The 23740-nt window shown below is 70.7% G+C and carries 12 protein-coding genes and 1 pseudogene; 5 read left to right on the top strand and 8 right to left on the bottom strand.

Annotation, left to right across the window (positions count from 1 at the left end):
- The first annotated feature begins 22 nt into the window (after window positions 1-22).
- Window positions 23-2119, top strand: a complete 2097-nt coding sequence (locus tag G3I65_RS16405; protein WP_239071242.1) for an HEXXH motif domain-containing protein — start codon at window positions 23-25, stop codon at window positions 2117-2119.
- Window positions 2120-2154: 35 nt separating this feature from the next.
- Here G3I65_RS16405 and fxsT (G3I65_RS16410) read toward each other — a convergent pair whose 3' ends face one another.
- The 3 genes from fxsT (G3I65_RS16410) to G3I65_RS57335 are packed head-to-tail and all read right to left on the bottom strand — an operon-like array spanning window position 2155 to window position 9089.
- Window positions 2155-6570, bottom strand: a complete 4416-nt coding sequence (fxsT, locus tag G3I65_RS16410; RefSeq protein ID WP_239071244.1) for an FxSxx-COOH system tetratricopeptide repeat protein — start codon at window positions 6568-6570, stop codon at window positions 2155-2157.
- Between the two features lies 1 nt (window position 6571).
- Window positions 6572-7765, bottom strand: coding sequence for an AAA family ATPase (locus G3I65_RS16415; protein ID WP_375336687.1), 1194 nt, complete (start codon window positions 7763-7765; stop codon window positions 6572-6574).
- Window positions 7647-9089, bottom strand: a complete 1443-nt coding sequence (locus tag G3I65_RS57335; protein ID WP_309235498.1) for a hypothetical protein — start codon at window positions 9087-9089, stop codon at window positions 7647-7649. The genes G3I65_RS16415 and G3I65_RS57335 overlap by 119 nt, the downstream gene beginning before the upstream one ends.
- Before the next feature lie 593 nt (window positions 9090-9682).
- Between G3I65_RS57335 and G3I65_RS16420 the strand changes: the two genes are divergently transcribed.
- Window positions 9683-11497, top strand: a complete 1815-nt coding sequence (locus G3I65_RS16420; protein WP_309235499.1) for an HEXXH motif domain-containing protein — start codon at window positions 9683-9685, stop codon at window positions 11495-11497.
- A 4-nt stretch (window positions 11498-11501) separates the two neighbouring features.
- On the opposite strand, the gene fxsT (G3I65_RS16425) is transcribed toward G3I65_RS16420, so the two are convergent.
- From fxsT (G3I65_RS16425) to G3I65_RS16440, 4 genes are all read right to left on the bottom strand, one after another.
- Window positions 11502-15707, bottom strand: coding sequence for an FxSxx-COOH system tetratricopeptide repeat protein (gene fxsT / locus G3I65_RS16425; protein WP_309235500.1), 4206 nt, complete (start codon window positions 15705-15707; stop codon window positions 11502-11504).
- 1 nt (window position 15708) lies between these two features.
- Window positions 15709-16773 carry a MoxR family ATPase gene (locus G3I65_RS16430; protein ID WP_160696881.1) on the bottom strand — a complete coding sequence of 355 codons (1065 nt, stop codon included), beginning with the start codon at window positions 16771-16773 and terminating at the stop codon, window positions 15709-15711.
- Window positions 16751-18277 carry a hypothetical protein gene (locus tag G3I65_RS16435; protein WP_309235501.1) on the bottom strand — a complete coding sequence of 509 codons (1527 nt, stop codon included), beginning with the start codon at window positions 18275-18277 and terminating at the stop codon, window positions 16751-16753. Before G3I65_RS16435 ends, G3I65_RS16430 begins: the two co-directional genes overlap by 23 nt.
- 97 nt (window positions 18278-18374) lie before the next feature.
- Entirely contained in the window at window positions 18375-19289 is a 915-nt protein-coding gene (locus G3I65_RS16440) for a hypothetical protein (protein WP_160696882.1), read from the bottom strand.
- 118 nt (window positions 19290-19407) lie between these two features.
- Between G3I65_RS16440 and G3I65_RS16445 the strand changes: the two are divergent.
- Window positions 19408-20615 (top strand): annotated as a pseudogene (locus G3I65_RS16445) (low temperature requirement protein A).
- Here G3I65_RS16445 and G3I65_RS16450 read toward each other — a convergent pair.
- The gene (locus tag G3I65_RS16450) at window positions 20607-21431 is read right to left on the bottom strand and encodes a helix-turn-helix transcriptional regulator (RefSeq protein WP_160696883.1); all 825 of its coding nucleotides are present in this window, start codon (window positions 21429-21431) and stop codon (window positions 20607-20609) included. The pseudogene G3I65_RS16445 and the gene G3I65_RS16450 overlap by 9 nt on opposite strands.
- A 101-nt stretch (window positions 21432-21532) precedes the next feature.
- Here G3I65_RS16450 and G3I65_RS16455 point away from each other — a divergent pair, with 101 nt between their 5' ends.
- Complete coding sequence (locus G3I65_RS16455; protein ID WP_160696884.1) at window positions 21533-22327, top strand: SDR family NAD(P)-dependent oxidoreductase; 795 nt, start codon at window positions 21533-21535, stop codon at window positions 22325-22327.
- Window positions 22328-22429: 102 nt separating this feature from the next.
- A complete protein-coding gene (locus tag G3I65_RS16460; RefSeq protein ID WP_160696911.1) occupies window positions 22430-23725 on the top strand; it encodes an acyl-CoA dehydrogenase family protein in 1296 nt (431 codons plus the stop codon).
- Window positions 23726-23740 lie beyond the last annotated feature (15 nt).

Raw genomic sequence — 23740 nt, forward strand, 5'->3', positions numbered from 1 at the left:
GTCCCTGTCGAAACGGCCCGGAATGCGGGACAATCGAAACGGGCCGACGGGGTCCGCTCTCCCTGCGGAAGGGGAAAAGCGCGATGCAAGCAGCTCGTTCCGGCGCAGAAGACGGAATCGAATCCGAGCTCCTCGACCTCGGCGGCGTCTCCCTCACCAGACTGCGCACCCTGGACGGCGGCGAACTGCGCAAGTCATTGCGGCATGCGGTGGAACGGGCTTCGCACATCCAAGTCACCGCGAGCGGCAGTCAGGCCAAGCGGGTCGACTGATGTGGCGCAGCGAGGCAGCCGACGAAACGATCGAGTCCGCCGGCGGCTTGTCTCGTCACCAATTGCCCTGGGCGGATTTCGACGCCGTGGCACGCGGCGAAGGCGGCCCCGAACCGGTCCGCAAGCTGCGTGCCGCCGAACGGAGCCGTCGCCTCCTGCTTTTGCGGAGCCTGGTCGAGGTGTCGGCGAAGTCCGAAGACTCATACCGGCCGCTGCCGTCGCCCGAAATCGCGTGGGAATTGCTGGCGCGAGTCGAACGAGCGGCGCCGCACGCGCTCGAAACGATCCTCGCCCACCCCTACACCGGGACGTGGGCGGGCTACACCACGCGGCTTTGCCGGCAGGACATCACCGGAGTCTGCCCGTTCTGGGTGCACCTCGGTCACCTGCACTGCCTGGCCGCGGCGGCGGCGGTGCGCGGCGGAATTCCGTTCGAGGCGGAACTACCGGTGTGGCAGGGAAAGGCAGCCCTGCCGACCCTCGGTCTCGCGCACCTGCGCACCGAGGCGCCGTTTTCGGTCGCCCGCATCCGGGGAAGCCACGGACGCGTGGAAATCAGCAACTCGCGATCACGAGTCCGCCTGCCGGCGAACACGTCCGCCGACGCGCCGGGCTGGCTCGGCGTACGCGAAGCCGTGGCGTGGTCCGACGGCCGGCGGCTCCCCGTGCGCATCGACGACCTGGATCCGTACCGCGGGCTGTACGAGCCGATCCAGCCGGAACGATTGAGCCCCGTCGAAATCGAATCCTGGCGAACGGTGCTCGCAGACGCATGGCGGCTGCTCACCAGGCATCTTCCCGCGGTCGCGGAAGCTCTCCCCGTCGGCCTCGACTCGCTGGTTCCCGAACCCGCTGTGCCGTTCCGGCTGCCCAGCGCGTCGACCGGCGAGGCTTTCGGGAGCGCGATCATCTCCTACGGCGAGGATCCCGCGCCGCTCGCCGCCGCGCTCGTCCACGAATTCCAGCACATCCGGCTCGGTGGCCTGCTCCACCTCGTGCGGCTGAACCACGACGACCCGAGAGAGCGGTTGTATGCACCGTGGCGGGACGACCCACGCCCCGTCGGAGGTGTACTCCACGGCATTTACGCCTTTTTCGGTGTGACGTCGTTCTGGCGTGCCCTCGCCGCGGCGGAGCCGGACAACGAACTCGCCGCGTTCGAATTCGCCTTGTGGCGTGGACAGGTCTGGCGCACGCTGACTGTGGTCCGCACGGACGAGAGTCTCACTGCTGCCGGCCGCCGGTTCTTGGACGGTGTCGCCGAGAAGCTGCTTCCGTGGCAGAAGGAATCGGTATCCGGTGCTCCTCGGACTTGGGCGCGTCTCGCAGCCGCCGATCACTACGCGGCTTGGCGAACCAGGCATTTGCGGCCCGATCCCGGCACGGTGGCGGAATTGGCAGCTGCTTGGCGGGCCGGGATCGCACGACCGGATTCCGCCGCCGCGGCTTTGTCGGAGCCCTCGCCGACACCGGTGCCGGACGGTGACTGGCACGACGCCCGCACGGACCTGATCCGGCTCCGCCTCGGCGTCGACGGTCGCGCGCGGTTCGCCGCACACGGGTCCGCTGTTCCTGGTGCCACGGAAGCCGATCTGCAGTTCGTGGCCGGGCGGGCGGACGAAGCCGCGGCCGGATACCGGCAGCTCCTGGCCGCCAACCCGGACGACCCCGCGGCTCTGACGGGGCTGGGACTGGCTTTGGCAGCCAGGAGTACTGGACCAGCGGCCCGAGCATTACTGCACCGCCCGGAAGTGGTCCGGGCGGTGCATCGCCTCCTGCGCGAAGAACCGGGATCGACTCCGTCCGTCGAAGCGATCGCCGGCTGGCTGGGCCGGTTCACCCATTGAGCGACCGGCCGGGCAACCTCGCGAAACGCGACCAGCTACAACGGCATCGGGTCGATGTCGCAGTCCGCGCGGACACTGCGCAACGCCGACTCCGTACCTGGGTGGTTTTCGCCGAGCACCAAGCGGTACCGCGTCAGCGCATCGTCATAGAGCGCGTCCGCCTCAGCCGTTTCGCCCAGGGCCCGCAAGTCCAGCGAACGGTTGAGCTGCACGGCCAAGGTGGTCGGGTGGTCCTCGCCCAGGACGCGACGGGCACGGTCCAGCAGGTCGGCGTCCAGAGCCGCCGCCTCGCCAACCCGATCCAGTGCGAACAGGTCGCTCGCCAGGTCGATCCCGCAGACCATCGTGTTCGGGTGGTCCTCGCCGAGGGTTTCCCGCATTCCCGCCAGCGCCTTCTCGTCGACCACGCGGGCGCTGGCCGGGTCGCCACCGAGCCGGAGAGTCACGCCGAGGTCGAGCTGAGCCGACAAGGTGTGCGGGTGTTTTTCCCCGAGGTTCTCTCGATAGAGGTCGTAAACCTCTTCGCCCAGCGCGCGGGCATCGGCGAATCTCCGCGCGTGCCGGAGGTCGATGGAATGCCCGAGCGCACAGGCCATCGCGTTCGGGTGGTTGTTGCCGTAACGAGCGCGGAACTTCTTCAGCGCATCACCGGAAAGCTCGAATGCCGCCACGTGGTCGCCGTCCTTGCGGCAAGCCACCGACTCGAAGTAACGCCGCCGGAGCGTGCCGACGCTGTCGCCACCGTAAAGCTGTTCGGCGCGCTCTGCGATGCGCTGCATTTCGATCCGGGCCCACGGGTAGTGCCCTAGTTCACGCCGGGCGAGCACGAACACCACCTCGGTGCCGATCGTATTGTCGTTGTCAAAACCGAAGATTTCGGCACGTTGCCTGTGAGTCTCCTCGGCCAGGTCGCGTGCAGCTTCGTATTCGCCGGTCAGGAGCAGTGCCACGATTAATTCGTGTGCGGCACCCAGCGTGATCGGATCGTCGTCGCCGAACAGGGCCACAGCCTTCTCGTAGATCTCCCTGTTGCGGTTCCGCGCCTCCGCGAATTCGCCGCGTGCCTTCAGAATAAGCGCGTAAGTGAGTTGCGCGTTCAGGGTCTCTTCACGGTCCGGGCCGACTGCCTCGACGTAGCGCCGTCGCGTCTCCTTCGCGACTTCGGCGGCATCGTTGTAGCGCCCGACGACCCACTGGAAAAACGCCAGTCGCTCGGACGCACTGAGCTCAAGCAGGGGCGGGTCTTCGGCGGGTTCCTCGCCTCGGACGACCCGAGCCTCCCGATCCGTCGCCCACGCTTTTACTGCCCTCTCGGCGAGTGCGAGCGCTCCTTGGTGGTCACCCCAGTGGTAGAGGAACTTGCAGAGGTTGATGACCAGCTGCCGCACCCAGGGATCGGTGCACTCGGTCAGTTCGGTGTCGTAGATGTGGGGCAGGATTTCCTGGTAACGCGACCACGTCTGCGGTGACGCGGGGTCATTGGGGTCGAGGTTCGCCAGCAGCAGGTGCGCACCGTGGCGCATTTCCATGCGGTCCTGGGCACCCATCCGGTTGCGCAGCACTAGCTGGACCAACCGGTGCAGCAGGAGCGTGTCGCTGCGGTGGTCGATCTTGGCCAGGCCGTAGCGGTTGATGTCGCGGATCGCGCGGCCGAGCCGCATCGGGTCCCTGAGGGCCGAGTCGAGTTCGGGAGCGACGGAGATTCCGCGGACCCCCGCGAACAAGCTCCGGGAAATCGGCTCGGGCGCGAAGAAGGCACAGACCTGCAGCAGCTGGTGAGCTGCCGGGCTGCGGGAACTCAGCTCGTCGAAGGACACGTTCCACGCGGCGGCGACCGACACCTCGTAGTCGCTCGGAGCGGAAGTGTCGAGGATTTCAGTGACCTTCTCGTCGAACAACCGCAGGTACTCCTCCGCCGGCATACCGGTTTCGGCGAGCCACGCGGCCGCCTGCTCGACGGCGAGCGGCAGGTCTCCGAGCTTCTCCGCGATCAGATCGGAGTCCTCGTCCGCGAGCCCGGAGCGGCGGAGGCTGAGCAGGTTCTTGCTTTCGTCGCGCTGGAAGACGGCAACTTCAAGCGGCCGCGCGATCCCGGCCCAGCCGGGGTTGCGGGAGGTGACCAGGATCTGGCCGGGCCCGTCGACCGGGAAGAACGGCCGGACCATCTCCGGGTCTTCGGCCGAATCGAAGACCAGCAGCCAGCGCCGGTAAGGCCGGCCGAGACGCAGGGCTTCGCGGACCGCCGGTACCGCCGTGATGGCTTCGTCGGCGCCCGGCAGCCTCAGGTGCTGGGCGAGTTCGGTGAGCGACTTGCGGATCTGCGTGGGCTGGGTGGCTTGGATCCACCACACGATGTCGTAGTCTTGCAAGTGCCGGTAGATATATTCCACCGCCATTTGCGTCTTGCCAATACCGCCCATTCCGTGCAACGCCGCAGGCAGGACAGCGGTGGTGCCCGCGCCCAGCCGCTCACCCAATTGATCGAGTAGTTCACGTCTCCCGGTGAAATTGGGGTTTTTCGGTGGGACAGCACCCCAAACGGGTGGTGCTTCATCACCAGATCGGCGTACGCTTCGACTGGTCATGTCGGCAACTTCGCGGACGACCTTCGTGCGCAGAGCCGGAGGCGCCTCGCTCGACGACGGGGATATGTCCACGGTCCTGGCATCGGGGCGGACAACGGATTCAGGTTCACTCGAGGAACCCATCGGCTTGAGTTCCTGCGACATCGTGTCACTCACCGCCGGGATGCTAGTGGACGTTCGATCGCCGAGTTGACCAATGCCCGCGATTCTACTCTCCAACCGATCCGCCCGGGACAAATACGGACCGGACAACGCACGCATCAAGTCACGTTCCAGTGCTATCTCCGCGGGCGTCGCCGCCGGGAGCGCGGGGTCCGGGGTGGCGTCCGGGGCCGCCAGCGCGGCTTGCAGCCGCACCAGTACCGGCTTCTGGTCGCCGAAGCGCCGCGACGCGCTGATCACCGCGTGCGCCGTGTCCGAGCGCCGCGCGCCGCGCAGGAGCAGCTGCCGCACGTGGCCGGCGAACTCCCATTGGGCGCGGTCCCACGGTGTTCCGTCGCGGGCGCGCTCGAGCAGCCCGCTCGTGAACACCTCGGCGAGGTGGTCGGGCCCGGAGCCCGGGACCAGTTCCGCCTGCAGCGTCCGGGCGACGCCGACGTCCACGGGTACCGCGGCGAGCAGCGTCGCCAGCCGGAACGCCGGTGGCGACGCGGAGCTGTGGAACTGCTGCACCTTTTCCCGTGCGGACCGTTCCACCCGTGCTTCGGTGTCGGCGTCGGCCGGCCGCGGCTCGTCGCGGGCGAGCACGACCGCGGCTTTCCGCGCTACGCCGCCCACTCCCGTCACCAGTGACGCCCACCAGCCGAACCAGCGGTCCTGCAGCTCCAGCACCGGCACCGGCACCGCGCCCGCGGTGAGCCCTTCGGCTTCCTCCGGGTCCAGCAGCACGTCGGCCGACCGCACGTCGTAGGTTCCGTTGGGCCGCAGCGGTCCCGGCGGGGTGAGCACCGTCTGGCAGACGCCCATGCCGCCGCGCGACCAGAGCCGGTGCGGCAGCAGGTGCACGATCGCGACCGGCATGGCCCGCCCCCAGCGGGCGAGCATGGGGGACACCAGGTCCCGGTGCCACGCGTCGCTGACGCCGTCGGTCACCAGCAGCAGCAGGCTCCGGCCGGCCGAGCCGATCACCTCCCCCGCTCCCCTCGCCGGGGCGTCGGCGGTCCCGCCGCGCAGGGTGGGACCGACCACCGCACCGCCTTCCGCGGGGCCGGTCTTGCCGGTTTCCAGCAGCCGCACCCGGACGGACCGGAAGGCGCCGACGCGTTCGACCAAGCGGATGAACGCGTTCACCGTGGGGGTCCAGAGCGCCATCGACGGCGTCGAGTCGATCACGAGCGTGAGGTCGAGCCAGCGGTCGCGGCGGCGGCGGGTGACGGGCAGCCACATCCCGCTCTGCGCCGCTTCCTCCGCGGTGCGTTCTTCGTCGAGTTCGACGTCGGCGTCGTTCTTGGACAGGACTTTCCGTTTGAACGGCCGCAACGCGCGGACCAGCTGGGCCGCACCGGGCAGGACCGGCGCGGTCGCCACGCCGGCGAGTTCCGCGTCCGCGCGGCCGGCACCCGGCTCGGGTGCGAGCAGACCGCCGTTTCCGGCGGCCTGCTCGGTGAGCCATTCCCGTTCGTCCGGCGGTGGGTCCGGGGCGGAAGCACCACCGCCGGCGGCCGGTACGAGCTCGGGTTCTTCGTTGTCGCGGGAAACCGGTCCGGGGCTTTCCCGCCGGTCCTCGACCGGATCCGGCGGACGTGCCGGGCGCTCCGCGGGGGCGGGGTCCGGGATCGCGGTCCCGTTGATCGCCGCCATGAGCCACAGGCCGTCGCCGAGTTCGGTCCACGTCAGGTCGGGCTCGCCCGCGGTGGGGTCCGGCATCTCAGGGCCCCTGCGGATTGAGCTGGCGCCACAGCGAATCGACCAGGCGCGGCCACGCGTCGTCCTCGGGCCGGTAGGCGCCCGAGGTGGCCAGGAAGATCGCGTCGAGCAGCTTGTCCGCCGGCAGCCCGCCCACCCCCGCGCTGCGGGTGACGAAGTCTTCGATCAGCGCGGCCCGGCTGCCGTCCGGGTCGATGGCGTGCGCGGCGACCATCGCCGCGAGCTGGCCGGCGTCCGGATCCCGGGTTTCCAGCCGGAGGCAGCGGCGGAGGAACGCGGGCGGGAATTCACGTTCCCCGTTGCTGGTGATGACGACGACGGGGAACGCGGCGCACCGGACCCGGCCGTGCTCGATTTCGGCGGTGTACCCCGGATCCGCGGTGAACACCTCGGCCCGCACCGAGCGGCGCGCGTCCCTGGCCAGCTCGGGGACCGCGAATTCGCCGTCCTCGAACAGCCCGAGGAGATCGTGCGGCAGGTCCGATTCCGACTTGTCGAGCTCGTCGATCAGCAGCACCCGCGGCAGCCGCCGGGGGAGGAACGCCGTGCCCAGTTCACCCAGCCGGACGAATTCGCCGATCGGGACCTCCGCCGTGGTTCCCGCGCCGGAGGCGGCCAGTTCCTTCCACGCGGCGGCGGCCTGGACCCGGCCGATCGCGTCGTAGTCGTAGAGGCCGGACTTGAGCGTGGTCTGCGAGGTGATCGGCCAGCGGAGCACCCGGCCCAGTCCCAGTTCCCGGGAAATCCGGTAGGCCAGGCTCGACTTGCCGCTCCCCGGCCGTCCGGTGACCAGCAACGGACGGCGGAGGTACAGCGCCGCGTTGACCATCTCGACTTCGTGCTCGTCGACGTTCCGCGCGGAGTAGCTGAGTTCGGTGCCGAGCTTGCGCTCGATTTCACCGTCGTCGGGCGGGAAGACGTCCCGCTCGGGGAGCGTGGCTCCGCGGAAGGTGCGCCACGGCGGCGGGTCCGGCAACCGGTCGGCCAGCCTGATGTCGTGCAACGGGCGGCCAGTACCACGGTAAATCCACCAATCGGGCGGACTGTCCGGATGCTGCGACGCTCCGATCCGGGTGTCAGGAAGCTCGGTCACGCGAATCGGCACCTCCTTCGAGGTGCCCGATGATCCCGGTTTCGCCGAGGGGAAGCAACCGATTCGGGTCGTCCCATAGCACCACCAGGTCCGTGAGTACACCACCATCGCCCGACGACGGCGGATTCCGAAGAGCGTCCAGTCGAGACTCCCTCGCCACCGCGGGCAAATCCCCCAATCCGCCACGGCTTTCGGCTAGCCAGGCTACCACTTCGCGAACGACTTCCGAAGGGGCCGACGGGTGCCAGACGATGACCGGGACCCCCGCGCGCAACGCCGGCAAAAGCTCGTCATCACCCGATGTCGCTCTGACCGGCGGCGATTCGGTGAGCACCGTCATCGCCCATTGCCGATTGCTCAAAACAGCCTCGAGCCGGAGTCGATCGGGACCATCACCCGCGCCGCAGAAATACACCCGTTCGAACGAAGGATCACGGCTCCACGCCTCCCAGCGCTGCCGCCAGACGCGGTGCCAGCGCGGTGAGCTCATCCGTTCCAGCGAACGCACCACGGTCGGGTAACTGAGGTACAACGGCTTGGGCGCACCGGAAGCACGCTCCGTCGCCCACGCGTGCACGGGGAGGTTCAGCAGTTCACGTGGCAGCACGAACTCGACCACCACGTCGGCCGCCACCTCGGACCAGGCTTCTTCGGCTTCGCCGACCAGCACGTCGACGTGGCGCTCCAGCTGGCTTTCCCGGACCAGGACCGTTTCACCCCGGGCGGGCGGCCAGTCCGCCGGATCGTCCTGCCGCCACGAAGACAGCTCGTACAGGTCGTCTTCGAGGGGATCCGGGCGCACGACCACGACGAGGTGCAGCCGGCCCGCGGCCGGCCGGGGCGCCGTCAGCTCCGCGCGCAGCTGGTCGAGGGCGTCCCGGAGGCGGAGCCGCCGGACCTGCCCGTCCGACCACGCGCGCAGTTCCGCGGCGAGGGCGCGGTCGCATTCGGCGGCGATCAGTTCGACGAACATCAACAACGGCGGCAATTCCCCGGGTCCCGCGTTCAAGTCGGCAAGTCCGGAGAAGGCCGCCGACGCGTCTTCGTAACGCGGCGGCGGAGAGACGTAGCGGGCGGCACGACGCACGGCCTTCGCGAGCCCGGGCGGCGCGAAACCCGCGAGCCGTTCGCGCAGTTTCTCCTGTTCGGCGACCGGCACGACTTCGTGCATCCGCACCGAGGAGACGAGCGCGCGCACCTCGGCGCATTCTTTGCTCCCCGGACGCAGGAACTCGATCACGCCGGCGAGCACGTTCAGCCCTTCGCGGAGGCGGCAGCACGCGGAGACGATTTCGATCAGCTGGTCACGGCCGGTCAGCTGGTCCGAAAAGGTGAACGGGTGGTCGAGTGCCTCACGCAGTTCACCGACCATCAGGGTGCGGATGGATTTGTCATCGGCGAAACCGGCCACCACCAGCACGTCCACCACCGCCCTGCGGACCGCGATACCCGGGCCGGGCTGCCCCTGCCTCGCCGCCACCTGCCGCACCACCTCCCACCCCCGAGAAGCGCACCGAAGATCGTGAGTTTACCTGTTCGGCTTAACCGGAAAAGGGCAAAAACATGACACAGCGCGTGCCTGACCACCACACGAGCGAGCTTCAGGAGTCCCGCCCGGGGGAACCGGAACCTCCGAGCACCCACTTGGCGTCATTCCCGAGCCCGGCGTTCCGGCCCGTGAAAAGGATCGGAACCCCTGATCCGTCCGGAGTAAAGTGGCGTTCGCGAGCCACCTCGCAAGGGTGATCGAAGGGGCGTGCTAGCTTACGCGCGCCTCCAAGCGGGTTCTCGAGAGAGGGGAAATCGCGATGCGATCACCGGGCGGCACCAGGCGACCGGAGATCGAGTCCGAACTCCTCGACCTCAGTGCGGTTCCGCTGTCCCAGCTGCGGAAACTCGACTCCGCGGCCTTGCGCAAGTCGGTGCGTCACGCTGCCGAACGAGCCGCGCACATCCCGGTAACGGCGAGCGGGAGTGAAGCGAAACGGGTCGAGTAAGCCGCTTCCCGAAGGACTGACCGTGCTCCCCACAAGCAACACACCCGAATCCGTCATGCACACCTTCTCCTGGGCGGAGTTCGACCTTCTGGCGCGTTCCGAAGGCGGCCCGGACCTGGTACGGCGATTGCGCACGGCGGATCGCAGCCGACGGCTGCTCCTCCTGCGGGACATCATCGACAAGGTCGCGGCGGTGCCGGCCCTCCGCGGTCCGCTGCCGTCCCCCGAACGGGCGTGGGACCTGCTCGTGCTCGCCCAGGAAACCGACCCGGCCGCGCTCGACGAGGTGCTCGCCCACCCCTACACCGGCAGCTGGGCGGGGCACACCACCCGCCTGCTCCGGCAGCTGACCACCGACCCCCGGCCGTTGTGGGTCCACATCGGACACGTCCACGCCCTGGCCGCGGCCGCCGCGGTGCGGGCCAGGGTCGGCACCTTCCAGGTGCGGGTGCCGGTGTGGCGCGGTGACGTCGCGCTGCCCACCCTCGGCCTCGCGCAGCTGGGCGATGCTCCGGAGGCCGAGACGGCGGAGCTGAAGTCCGCGGGCGGCCGGATCGAGATCGTGACCGGTGACCGGGTCGTCGTGGTCCCCGCCGACCCCTCCGCCGACGCGCCCGGCTGGCGCGGGATCCGCACCGCGGAACTGGGCAGCGGGCGGCGGCGGTTCTCGGTGCGGCTCGACGACGTCGACCCGTACCGCGGGCTCTTCGGCCCCTCGGCGCCCGACCGGCTGGACCCGGCGGACCTGACCGCTTGGCGCGGCCTCCTCGCCCAGGCCTGGGATTTGATCGTCCGGCTGCTCCCGGACTTCGCGGACGCCCTGCCCGCCGGTCTCGACACGATCGTGCCCAGACCGCGGTTCCCGTTCCGGCTGCCGAGCGCGTCCAGCGGTGAAGCGTTCGGCAGCGCGCTCATCTGCCGGCCCGAAGACCCCGTAACGCTGGCCGCGGCGCTGGTGCACGAGTTCCAGCACATCCGGCTCGGCGGTCTGCTGCAGTTCGTGCGGCTCCACACCGACGACCGGACCGAGCGGCTCTACGCCCCGTGGCGTGACGATCCCCGTCCGCTCGGCGGGGTCGTCCACGGCATCTACGCCTTCTTCGCGGTCACGGAGTTCTACCGGGCTTTCAGCGCCCAGCACCCGGACGACGAACTGGCGGCGTTCGAGTACGCCCACTGGCGGCACCAGGTCGCGCGGACCCTCGAAACGGTCCGCACGGACGAGGCGCTGACCGACCCGGGACGGCGGTTCCTCGCGCTCGTCTCCGAGCGCGCCGCGATATGGCAGGAAGACGAGGTCCTCGCGACCGCGGCGCGCCGGGCGGACCTGGTGGCCGCCGACCACCGCGCGGGCTGGCGGCTCCGCCACCTCCGGCCGGAGCCGGAAGCGATCGAGCTGATCGTCGACAGCTGGCTGCGCGGAACGCCCGTTCCCGGTGCCGACGGGGTGGGCACGACACTGGTCACCGAGCCGGACGGCGACTGGACCAACGCACGCGCCGACCTGCTGCGGGTCCGCCTCGGCGAGGACGGTGCCCGCCGCGCGACGGCCCTCTGGCGGGAAGTGCCCGGCGCGTCCGAGGCGGATTTCGCCCTCGTGGACGGCCGTGGCCAGGACGCCCTCGAGGCGTACCGGACCGCCTTGCTCGGCGACCCGGACGCACCGGCGGCGTTGATCGGACTGGGCCTCGCCCTGTGGACGACCGGGGACCCGGCGGCGGCCGTCCTGCTCGACCGGCCCGAAGTCGTCCGCGCGGTCCTCCGCGGCATCCGGCGGCGGACGGCGCCGGAACCCGCTCCCGAAGAAGTCGCGCACTGGCTCGCCGAGGCCCGCTGACCGGTCAGAGCGGTGTCGGGTCGATGTCGCACACGGCACGCACCCCGTGCTCGGCGGCCACCGTCACCGGGTGGTCCGCGCGGAGCACCCGGCGGTAGCGGGCCACGGCGTCCTGCTGCTGCAGCGCGGCTTCCCGGCTCCGACCGGCCGCGCGCAGGTCGAGCGCCCGGTTGAGCTGGGCCGCCAGGGTGACCGGGTGGTCTTCGCCGAGGACCCGCCGGGCACGCGCCAGGCATTCGGTGCCGGTGGCCAGCAGCCGCGCGGCCGACGACTTCGGCGAGCCGACGGCGGCGTGGTCGTTCGCGAGGTCGATGGCCGCGGCGATCGTGTGCGGGTGGTCGGCGCCGAGTGCCTTCCGCAGTTCGCCGAAGGCAGCCCGGTCCCGGTCCCGCGCCGCCGACACGGCGCCCAGCAACCGGAGCGTCACGCCGAGATCGATCTGCGCGACGAGGGTGTGCGGATGCCGGTCGCCGAGGCTGGCCCGGTAGAGGTCGACCGCCTGCTGCCCGAGGTTCCTCGCCGCTTCGAGGTCCCCGACGCAGCGGAGGTCGATCGAATGCGCCAGAACGCACGGCAGGGTGTTCGGGTTGCCGAGGCCGTAGCGGGACCGAAAGCGTTCCAACGTGCTTCCCGACAGGGCCAGCGCGGCCTCGTACTGCCCGTCCTTCCGCAGCGCCACGGCGAGGTGGTGCTCCCGCCGGACCACGCTGGCGTTCTCGTCCCGCACCAGGCGGCGGACCCGCTCGACGATCTTCTGCTGCTCGAGCCGCGCGAGGGTGTAGTCACCGATCTCCCGGCGGCAGATCGCCAGGATGTTCAGCGTGCTGATGGTGGCGGCGTTGTCCGGCCCCAAGATCTCCGCGCGACGCGCGTAGGTGTCCTCGCCGATTCGCCGGGCTTCGTCGTACTCGCCGGTCAGCAGCAGGCACACGACCAGGTCGTGGGCGGCGGTCAAGGTCTTCGGTTCGTTCCCGCCCAGAACGGCGGCGGCCTCGTGGTAGGTCGCCAGGTTGAGCTCGCGCGCGGCGGCGAAGTCGCCACGGGCCTTCAGCACCGCGGCCACCGCCACCTGGGCGTTCAGGGTCTGTTCCGACCGCCGCCCAGTGGTCTCCTTCCGCTGGTAGAGGCGGAGCGTGCGGTTGTTGATCACCTCCGCTTCTTCGTAGCGGCCCAAAGCCCAGAGGAAAAAGCCAAGCCGCTCCGACGCCTCCAGCGTCAACGCGTCCGCTTCGCCGAACCGGTCCGTCCACGCGTCCACCACCCGCCGGGCGAGCATCGTCGCGCCGGTGTGGTCACCCCAGAAGTAGAGGAACTTGAACAGGTTGATGACGAGCGCGCGCACCTCGTCGTCGCCGCAGTCGATCAGCTCCGCGGCGTCGATGTGCGGGAGGGCCAAGTGGTACTGCGGCCAGAGGCGGGCCTCGGCCGGATCACCCGGGTCCCGGTTCGCGAGCAGCAGGTGCGCGCCGTGCCGGATGTCACGGCGGTGCTGCTCGGTCATCCGGTTGCGCAGCACGAGCTGGACCAGCCAGTGCAGCCGGATCGTGTCGGACCGGTGATCGACCTTCGCCAGCCCCCACCGGTGGATGTCGCGCAGGGCCTGGTCGAGCAGGGTGGGATCGCGCATCGCCGAGTCGAGCTCCGGCGCGATCGACAACCGCCGGACTCCGGTGAAGAGACTCCGGGAAATCGGCTCCGGAGCGAAGAAGGCGCAAACCTGCAGCAGCTGGTGCGCGGCGCGGTTGCGCGTGCCGAGCTCGTCGAACGACACGTTCCACGCGGCGGCGACGTGCACCTCGTACTCGGTCGGTGTCGCGGATTCGAGGATTTCCGCGGTCTTTTCGTCGAACCGGCGCAGGTATTCGTCGACCGGCAGGGCGATTTCCGTTCGCAGCGCGGCCGCCTGGGCGAGCGCGAGCGGCAGATCGGCGAGCCGCCCGGCCATCCGGTCGGCCTGGTCCGCGTCGAGCCGCGGATCGTGGAGGCTCAGCAGCTCCACGCTTTCCTCGCGGGTGAAGGAGCCCACCTCGATGGGGCTGGGGAAGACGTCCGGCCACCCCGGGTTCCTCGTCGTCACCAGGATTTCGCCCGGTCCTTCGGCCGGGAGGAACGGCAACGCCGTTTCCGGGTTGTCCGCCGAATCGAACACGAGCAGCCACCGGCGGTAGGGCTCGCCTTCGCCCAGTGCTTCGAGGACCTCCGGTACCGCCGTGACCGTCTCCGCGGCGCCGGGCAACCCGAGTTGCCGCGCAAGTTCCGTGAGGGACGCGCGGATCTGCGTCTCCTGCGCCGCGCTCACCCACCACACCAGGTCGTAGCGGTCGAGGTGGCGGTAGACGTACTCGGTCGCGATCTGGGTCTTGCCGAGGCCGCCCATGCCGTGGAGCACGGCGCGGCCGCCGTCGTGGAGGTCGGTGGCCAGTGCGGCCAACAGCCGGTGGCGGCCGGTGAAGTCCGGGTTGCGGGCCGGGACCGCTCCCCAGACCGTCGGTGCGTCGGTGGTCAGCTGGCGGACCCGCTGGCGGGAGTCCGCCGCCTCTTCGTGGACGTCGGCGACCAGGTTCTCGGTCGTCGAACCGCTCGGTTCCTCCGCCGGGCCCGGCGCACCCACCGCGGATTCCCAGTGCCGCAAGCGTTCCGCGCGTCCCGCGTACGGTCCCGACAGGGCTCGCATCACGGCGCGTTCGAGCGCGACGCCGTCCGCCAGGCTGGTGTCGGCGGCCGGCAGCGGCGCGCGTTCGGGGTCGTCCAGTGCCTCGGTGACCCGCAGCAGCACCGGGTGCCGGTCGCCGAACCGCCCGCCGGTGGCGCGGACGACCTGGACCGTGTCGGACCGGCGGCCGGCGGCCAGCAGCGCTTCCCGCACCGCGAGCGGGAATTCATAGACGATCTCGTCCGCTTCGACGTTCGACGGCACGTCGAGGAGTCCGCTGCTCAGCACTTCCGCGAGGTCGGCGGTGTCCGCTTCGGGGACCATTTCGGCTTGGACGAACCGGGCGATCGGCAGGCTGACCGGGACCGCGGCCAGCAACGTCGCCAGCCGGAACGCGGGCGGCGACGCCACGCCGTGGAAGTGCTTGACCTGGTCCTGCGCCGACAGCACGGGCCCGTCCCACGGCTCGGCGGGCTGCGGCTGCGTCCGGGCGAGCAGCACGACCGCCTGCACCGGGTCCGGCTGCGCCCGGCCGATCGTCCGCGCCCACCAGCCGAGCCACCGCGGATCCAGTTCGACGACCGGGATCGGCACCGCGCCCGCGCCCGCCGTCTCCGGGTCTTCACCGGTCAGCCAGGCGTCGGGCAGTTCGAGGCCGTAGCGCCGGTTCGGCCGGAACGGGCCCGGCGTCGTCAGCCTGGCGTGGTGCAGCTGCGGCCCGGCCCGGCCCCAGAGCCGCTGCGGGAGCAGCTGGACGATCGCGACCGGCATGGCCCGACCCCACTGGGCCAGCAGCGGCGAGACCGAGTCCTGGTGCCAGGCCTCGCCCATCCCGTCCGTCAGCACGATCAAGAGGCGACGGCCCGACGGGTCGAGCAGTTCGGCGGGCTGCCGTTCGGGCGCACCGGGCGTGCCGCCCCGCAACACCGGGCCGGGCACCCCGTCGCCGCCGCGCTTGTCGGTTTCGAGCAAGCGCACCTGGATCGAGCCGAACGCGCCGAGCTGCCGGAGCAGGGTGAGGAAAGCGGCGACGGTCGGCTGCCACAGCGCCATCGAAGGGCTCGAATCGACGACGACGGTCAGGTCCAGCCCGCGGACCATCGCCGGTTTCGTCCTCGGCAGCCAAAGGTGGTCCTGCACCGCGTCTTCCGCCGTCACCTCCTCGTCGAGGACGACGTCTTCCTCGTGCGCCGAAGGGCGTGTCTGCTTGAGCGGCCGGAGCGCGCGGACGATCGCGGCGGCCTCCGGCAGGTACCGGGACGGGCCGAGCACGGCCGCGCCGGACGCCCCCAGGAGCTCCGCGCTCTTGGCCAGCGCGGTGACGATCCGGTCGGGTGCGCTGCCGAACGGCGGCGCCACCGGGCCGGCCGGTTCTTCCGGCGGCTCCGGGAAACCGTGGGCTTGCTCGTCGTCGTAGACCGCGGCTTCGGGTGTTTCGAACTCCGGGTGCGCGCGCGGCGCGGAGTCCCCGATCGCCATCGCGAGCCACACCGCGTCGCCGACCTCGCTCCAGCTCAGCCCGGAGACGGCCGGAACGTCGTGCGGCTCTTGGACCACCTCAGGGGACCAGCGAGTTCAGTTGCCGCCACAGCGCGTCCACCAGCCTCGCCCAGGAGGTGTCGTTTTCGCGATAGGCACCGGAAGTCGCTAGGTACACGGCTTCGAGCAGCTTGTCGACCGGCAACCCGCCGAACGCTTCGCTCCGGCTGACGAACTCCGCGATGATGCGCGAGCGGTGGTCGTCGGACGGGTCGAGCATGTGCGCGGTGACCATCGCGGCCAGCTGGTCGACGTCCGGGTCCTTGGTTTCGTAGCGCAGGCAGCGACGCAGGAACGCGGGCGGGAAATCCCGTTCGCCGTTGCTGGTGATCACGACGATGGGGAACGCGTGGCACCGGACCCGGCCGCCGACGATCTCCGCCGTCGCGTCGGGATCCGCGGTGAAGACCTCGACGACCGGCGTCCGGCGGGCCATCCGGACCAGCTCGGGGATTTCGAATTCGCCATCCTCGAACAGGCTCAGCAAGTCGTTGGGCAGGTCGGCTTCGGACTTGTCCAGCTCGTCGATGAGCAGCACCCGCGGCCGCCGCCGGGGCAGGAACGCGGTGCCCAGCTCGCCGAGCCGCACGAACTCGCCGATCGGGGGTTCCGCCACCTCCGCGGTCCCGTTGCCGGCGGCCGCCGACCGCGAACCGGCGGCCTGCGCCCGGCCGATGGCGTCGTAGCCGTACGTCCCCGTCTTCAGCGTGGTGTGCGAAGTGATCGGCCACTGGAGGACCCGCCCGAGGCCGAGTTCCCGGGCGATCCGGAAGGCGAGACTGGATTTCCCGCTTCCCGGCCTGCCGGTGACGAGCAGGGGACGGCGCAGGTAGATCGCCGCGTTGACCATGTCGACCTCGTGCACGTCGGCTCGCGGCACCGATTCGGTGCTGGCCGCGCCGAGCCGCCGTTTCATCTCCCCGTCTTCGGGCGGTACCAGGACGTCGTCGAGCAACGGCCCGCCGTCGAACTCCCGCCACGGCGGCGGTGGCGGGAGCGGCTTTTCCTTCCCGCGCACGGGAACCCCGGTGCCGGAGTAGACCCACCAGCCCGGCCGCGGCTCAGGAAGCTCGTCCTCGCTCATCGGCGCTCCCGGGTGGCGGGCCCGGCCGGAACGGCGGGCTGTCGAGGAATACCACGCGTGCCGGGTCGTCCCAGAGGACGACCAGATTCCGGACGACGCTCAGGTCCACCGGAATGGTGATTTTCCGGAATGCGGCGCACCGCGATTTCTGCACCCGGGCGGGAAGGTCTCCGAGAGCACCGCCGTCGACCAGCCACGTGACCACCTCTCGCAAGAGATCCAGCGACGCCTCGGGATGCCATAGTAGTGCGGGGAGCCCCGACCGCAATCCCGCCGCGAGTTCGTCTTCCCCCGGTCTCGGCCGCGATGCCGGAGCGGCTGCGAGAACCATGACCACCCATTGGTCTTCGCTGAGTATCGCGTCGAGCCGATGCCGTTCCCCGGTGTCTTCGGCAGTGCAGAAATACACCCGTTCGGCCGAGGGATCGGTCATCATCGCTTCCCACCGCAGCCGCCAGGCCCGGTGCCAATGCCGGGACCGCATCCGTTCCAGCGACCGCACGACAATCGGGTAATCGAGGAACAACGGCCGCGGGTCGCCGGTTTCGTGTTCTTTGCACCACAGGTGCACCGGCAGGTTCAGCAACGACCTCGGCAGGACGAACTCGAGGCGGACTTCACCGCGGTACTCCGCCCACGCGTTTTCCGCTTCGACGACGAGCATGTCGACGTGGTGCTCGAGCTGGTCCCCGGTCACCGTGTCGAGACCGCCGCGCGCGGGCGGCCATTCTTCCGGATCGTCCTGCCGCCAATAGGAAACGAGGTGCCGTCCCGGGTCGATGCCGTCGGGCTGGACGACGATCATGAGGTGCAGCCGCGCAGGCTCGGGCGAATCCGGCTCACGCTCCGCGCGCAACGCTTCCAAACCCGCTTCGGCCTGCAGGCGCCGTGCTTGTTCGGTGTTCCAATGCCGCAGTTCGCCGGCGAGGCCCGCCGCGCATTTCGCGGCCACGAACTCGACGAACGCGAGCGCGGGCGGCAAGCCGTTCGGCGTGGTGTTGAAGTCCGAAAGCGCGCAAAAAGCGTCCCACGCGTCGCGAACGCCGGCCGGCGGATCCGCCGGCCCGGCCGCTTTCCGGAGCAACGCGGACAACCGCGGCGGAACCACGCCGGTCAATCGCGCGCGCAGCCACCACAGTTCCGGCTCGGGCAGCAGGTCGTGCATCCGCGGCTGGTGCACGAGCCGCCGCACCTGATCCGACTCCCGCGATTCCGGCCGCATCATCCGGACGGCGTCGGCGAGGGCGATCATCCCGCCTTCGGTTTTCGCGCAGGCGTTGACGACTTCGATCAGGTGGTCGCGGCCGGTCACCTGATCCGGGACGGTCAACGGGAAGCCGAGGTTGTCGTGGATCAGCTCCAGCAGCAGCGCGCGACCGGCGGGATCGACGGCCAGGCCCGCTCCGGCGAGGACGTTGACGATCGCTTCCCGGACCGAGACCGTGGTGCCCGGCCGGTAGCGGAACTCGCGTCCGGGCCCGTAAACCCGTTCACCGGCCGACACGTGACGAACCACCTCCCCCGGCGTGCGTGCGCGTGGCCCGGGAACGTGAGTTTACCGACCGGATCCGGGGGAAAAAGGGGCAAAAGCTGGACAAGCACTACAGCGCTTGCTGTTCCGGCCAGTCGCCGATGATCGCGGCCAGCGCGGTGACCTGCGGGGATTCCGGCTCGATGGTCCGGACCGCGTCGAGCAGGTCGGCCAGGCCGCCGTCGAAGCGCTGGCACGTGCGGGCCAGCGCGATCACGTGCAGCCGGTCCTCGGCGTGGTACGGCACGACGTCGGCGATCTCCCGGCGGGGGAACACTTCCAGCAGCAGCCGTCGGCTTTCGGGCTTGCGCACGCAGGGCACCGCGAGCAGCGCGTCGATCAACGCCGGGAACGTTCCCCGGGTCGACGCCTTCGGTGCGGCGACCACCACGCCGTTCACCCGGCCGAACACGCGCAGCCACGCCCAAGCGGGGTTCTCCCCCGCCTTGACCTTCACCCGGATCCGCCGGAACGCCCCCGGATCGGCGGCCGCGTCCTGGACGACGACGTCCTCGTACAACAGTTGCGACGTGATCAGGACCAGGTCGGCTTCCGCCGCCTTCTGCGCCGCCTTCGCTTCCGGGGCGTCGAGGATGCGGAAGGTGAAGCTCGCCGCCTTGCTGACACGGCCGTGGCTGCCCTCCGCCACTTCGCCCGCGTGGAGGGCCAGGCGGAGGCGGATCTGGGCTTCCTCCGCGTGGACGTGGTTGTAGCGGCGGAGCTCGTCCCGCATGCGGGCCGGGAACTGGGCGACCAGGTCCGCCTTGGCGATGTCCGGGGGCAGCAGGAACATCGCGCCGTCGCCGGTGTTCTCCACATAGCAGGAGTCCCACGGGATGCCCGTTTCGGCGAACGTCGTGCGCAGGACCTGCCAGAGGCCGTCGTGCACTTCGCGCAGGTGGGCCAGGGTGCGGTTCGGGTTGTTGTACCCCGCGATGTCCACGGCCATGATCGTCCGGTGCAGCGCTGCCCCATAGGAATGCACGACCCACCTCCCCGCGTCCCTCGCTCATTGTCCCAGACGTGTGCACGCTCGGCCACGTTCGCGCAGAGCGTTACCCCGAAACGCGACGCGCCCGGGGTCCGGCCGTTCATAATTCGGCGTGCCCACGAGACGCCTGCACCTGGTGAGCGCGGATGAGGACCACCGCGTCTCCACCATCGAGCTCTTCTTCGACCTGGTCTTCGTCTACGCCATCACGCAGACCACCCAGCTGATGGCCGACCACCTGAGCCCGGTGGGGGTCGGGCAGGGCTGGCCATGCTCGCCGTCCTGTGGTGGTGCTGGTGCAGCTACGCCTGGCTCGGGAACACCATCCACGTCGACCACGGCATCGCGCGGCTCGCGATGTTCGGGGCGATGGCCGTGATGTTCCTCGTTTCGCTGACCATCCCCGAGGCGTTTGTCGACTTCCCCGGTGGGTTGTACGCGCCCGTGCTGTTCGTCGTCTGCTACGCGCTGGTGCGGCTGCTGCACCTCGTCGCCTACCTCGGCGCCGCGAAGCACGACCCCGGGCTGCGGAAGGTCCTGCTCAAGATGTTCGTCGGCCTGCTGCCCTCCGTCGGGCTGCTCGCCGTCGCCGCCTTCACGAGCGGGCCCTGGCAGCTGGGGCTGTGGGCCGCCGCGCTGCTGGCCGACTACCTGAACGTCTACCTCGCCGGGCCCGAGGGGTGGCGGCTGAACGCGCCCGCGCACTTCGCCGAGCGGTTCGGGCTGATCGTGATCATCGCGCTCGGCGAGTCGATCGTCGCGATCGGCATCGGGATCGGGTCGCTGCCGATGTCGTGGCTGGTGGCCGGCGGGGCCGTGTGCGGGCTGGCGCTCGCCGCGGGGATGTGGTGGACCTACTTCGACGTCGTCGCGCGCGTGTCCGAGCACCGGCTCACCCAGGCCACCGGCACCGAGCGCACGAAACTCGCCACCGACTCGTACACGTTCCTGCACCTGCCGCTGATCGCCGGGATCGTGCTCGTCGCGCTCGGCTTGAAGAAGGCGTTCCTCTACCTCGCCGACACCGAGCACCACTCGCCAGGCGAAGCGCTGCACGGGGTGCCGATCTGGACGCTGACCGGCGGGCTCGGGCTCTACCTGGTCGCGCTGAGCGCGCTGCGCAAGCGCAACCTCGGCAGCTGGAACCACGAGCGGCTGGTCCTCGGGGTGCTGCTGGTCGCGGCGACGCCGCTGCTGGAGCACGTCCCCGCCGCCGTGCTGCTGCTGATCGTCGCCGCGGTCGTGCTCGGGCTCATCGCGTTCGAGCGCCTGCGGTTCGCCGAGTGGCGCAAGCAGGTGCACGCCGCGCATTCACAGTAGCTCCGGGCCGACGACGGACAGCAGCCGCAGCTTCTCGGCGTCTTCGGTGCCGGGCGTGGCGGTGAAGACCAGCAGCAGCTGCGCGAGGTCGTCGGTGAGGAGGAGCTGGCAGTCGAGCGCGATCTCGCCGAGGGCCGGGTGCACCAGCGTCTTGCGGCGTTCGAACGGCACCGCGACTTCGTGCGCTTCCCAGAGCCGCGCGAAGTCCTCGCTCTTCGCCGCGAGCAGCCGCGCGAGATCGGCCGCCCGGGGGTCGCTCGCGCTGGCCGCCCGCAGGCTCGCGACCAGGAACCGGCCGTGGCGCGCGCGGTCCGCCGGCGGGTAGAGCAGCTGCTCCGCGGGGTCGGTGAACCATCGATAACCCGCACTGCGCGCGGGCCCGGAGTGGCTGGTCTCGTCGCCGAGCAGCGCCCGGGCCGGCGCGTTCTGCACGAGCGTTTCGCCGAGGTGCGACATCACCTGCGCGGGCGTGTCGTGCAGCCGGTCCAGCACGCGCATCAGCGCCGGGCTGACGTGGTCGGCGCGCGACACGCGGCTCGGCGCGGTGTGCCCGGCCAGCCGGAACAGGTGGTCGCGCTCGTCGAGCGTCAGGCGCAGGCCGCGAGCGATCGCGGCGAGCATCTGCTCCGACGGCCGCGGTCCGCGCTGCTGCTCCAGCCGCGTGTAGTAGTCGGTGGACATCCCCGAGAGCGTCGCGACCTCCTCGCGGCGCAGCCCGGCGGTCCGGCGGCGTTGCCCGGGCGGCAGCCCGACGTCGTCCGGGCGCAGGGCCTCCCGGCGGCGGCGCAGGAAATCGGCGAGCTCGGCGCGGTTCACCCGGCCGATTATCGGTGTTCCGGCCACGCGTACCCAGGGATCGCCGATCCCCCGATCGGCGCGCTCTGCCGCGCCGTCGCGGGCGCGGCGACGCTGACGCCATGACCACTTATCTGATCACCGGCGCCGGCGGCGGTCTCGGCGCCATCGTCGCCCGCGAACTCGCCGCCCGGGGAAACCGCGTCGTCCTCGCCGTCCGCGACCCCGCGCGCGTCACGCCGCCGCCAGGCGACACCGAAGTCCGGCGCCTCGACCTCGCCGACCTGACGTCGGTGCGGGCGTTCGCCGACGGCTGGTCCGGCGAACTCGACGTCCTGGTCAACAACGCGGGCGTGATGGCCGTGCCGTACGCGAAGACCGCGGACGGCTTCGAGACGCACCTGGGCGTCAACCACTTCGGCCCGTTCCTGTTGACGAACCTGCTCCTGCCGCACCTGACCGGCCGGGTCGTCACCGTCTCGTCCAACCTCGCGCGGATGGGACGGCTCCGTCTCGACGACCTGAACTGGGAGCGCCGCCGCTACTCCGCGCTGGGCGCGTACAACCAGTCGAAGCTGGCGAACCTGCTGTTCACGCAGGAGCTGCAGCGGCGGCTGACCGAGTCCGGGAGCGCCGTCCGGGCCGTCGCCGCCCACCCCGGCGTCGCGCGCACCGGGATCGACCGGCACTTCGGGGGCCTGCAGGCCGTCGCGCTGAAAACGCTCTACCCGCTGATCACCCAGAAGAAGCCCGAGTACGGCGCGCTGCCGATCCTGTTCGCCGCGACCGAGGACGTCCCCGGCAACGCCTTCGTCGGTCCGGGCGGGCGGAACGGCGAGCAGCCTCGCCTCGTACAGCGTAAGGCGCACGCCGGCGCGCGGGAGTTGTGGGAGATCTCAGCTAGGCTTACGTCGTAAGGTACGCCCCGCACTGGCGCCGCGCCGCCTCCCGGGTTAACCTACTGGCGAGTAGGTAACGGGATGGAGGGCCACATGGCTGCGCCAAGGAAACGGGACGCGATGGGCTGGGGCCTGTCCGCGCTGACCCGGCTGGCCGGGAGCAAGGTCGTCGACCGAGCGGGGCTGCGCAAGCCCCTCGAGGACCTGGTCACCGCGGGAACCCGCAACGGCTTCCGCGTCGCCGGCGCGGCGACCCGGTCGTTCAAGTCGGTGCAGAAGCTGGGCAAGCCCGCCCGGCTCGCGCCGTCCGCCGACACGGGGCTGTTCGACCTCACGCCGAGTGAGGACCAGCAGCTCATCGTCGAAACGGTGACGGAGTTCGCCGCCGAGCAGCTGCGGCCGGCCGCCGCGGACGCCGACGCGAAGCTCGAGGCGCCGGAAGGCTTGCTGAGCCGGGCCGCCGAGCTGGGCATCAGCCTGGTCGGCATCCCCGAGGAGCTCGGCGGCGTCGGCACCGAACGCTCGGTCGTCACCAACGCGCTCGTCGCGGAGGCGCTGGCGCACGGCGACCTCGGCCTGGCCGTGGCCGTGCTCGCGCCGTCCGCCGTCAGCACCGCACTCGTCAGCTGGGGCGACGAGCAGCAGCAGGCCGACTACCTGCCCGCGTTCGTCGGCGAGAACGTCCCCGCCGCGGCGTTGGCGCTGCAGGAGCAGAAAGCGCTCTACGACCCGTTCAAGCCCGCGACGAAGGCGCGCCGCACACCGAAGGGCTACCAGCTCGACGGCGTGAAGTCGCTGGTCCCGCGCGCGGCGCAGGCGGAGCTGTTCATCGTGTCGGCCGACCTCGAAGGCCGCGGCCCGGCGCTGTTCCTGGTCGAGTCGTCGAGCGCCGGGGTCACCATCGAGGCCGAGCCGGCGATGGGCCTGCGCGGCGCCGCGACCGGCAAGCTGCACCTGGAGAAGGTGTCCCTCCCGGCGGGCGCGCTGCTCGGCGGCGGCAAGCTCGACGTCTTCACCGACCTCGTCCGGCTTTCGCGGCTGGGCTGGGCAGCGCTGGCGGCAGGCACCTCGAAGGCCGTCCTCGACTACGTCGTCCCCTACGTCAACGAGCGGGTGGCGTTCGGCGAGCCGATCAGCCACCGGCAGGCGGTGGCGTTCTCGGTCGCCGACATCGCGATCGAGCTGGAGGGCCTGCGCCTGGTGACGCTGCGCGCCGCCGCCCGCGCCGAACAGGGCAAGCCGTACGCGCGGGAGGTCGCGCTGGCCCGGAAGCTGGCGGTGGACAAGGGCATGCAGATCGGCAACGCGGGCGTGCAGCTGCTCGGCGGGCACGGCTTCGTCAAGGAGCACCCGGTCGAGCGCTGGTACCGCGACCTGCGTGCCATCGGCGTCATGGAAGGCGCCGTCCTTCTTTAGAAAGGGCTTTGACTC

The sequence above is a fragment of the Amycolatopsis sp. SID8362 genome, assembly GCF_010550475.1.
Lineage (GTDB): Bacteria > Actinomycetota > Actinomycetes > Mycobacteriales > Pseudonocardiaceae > Amycolatopsis > Amycolatopsis eburnea.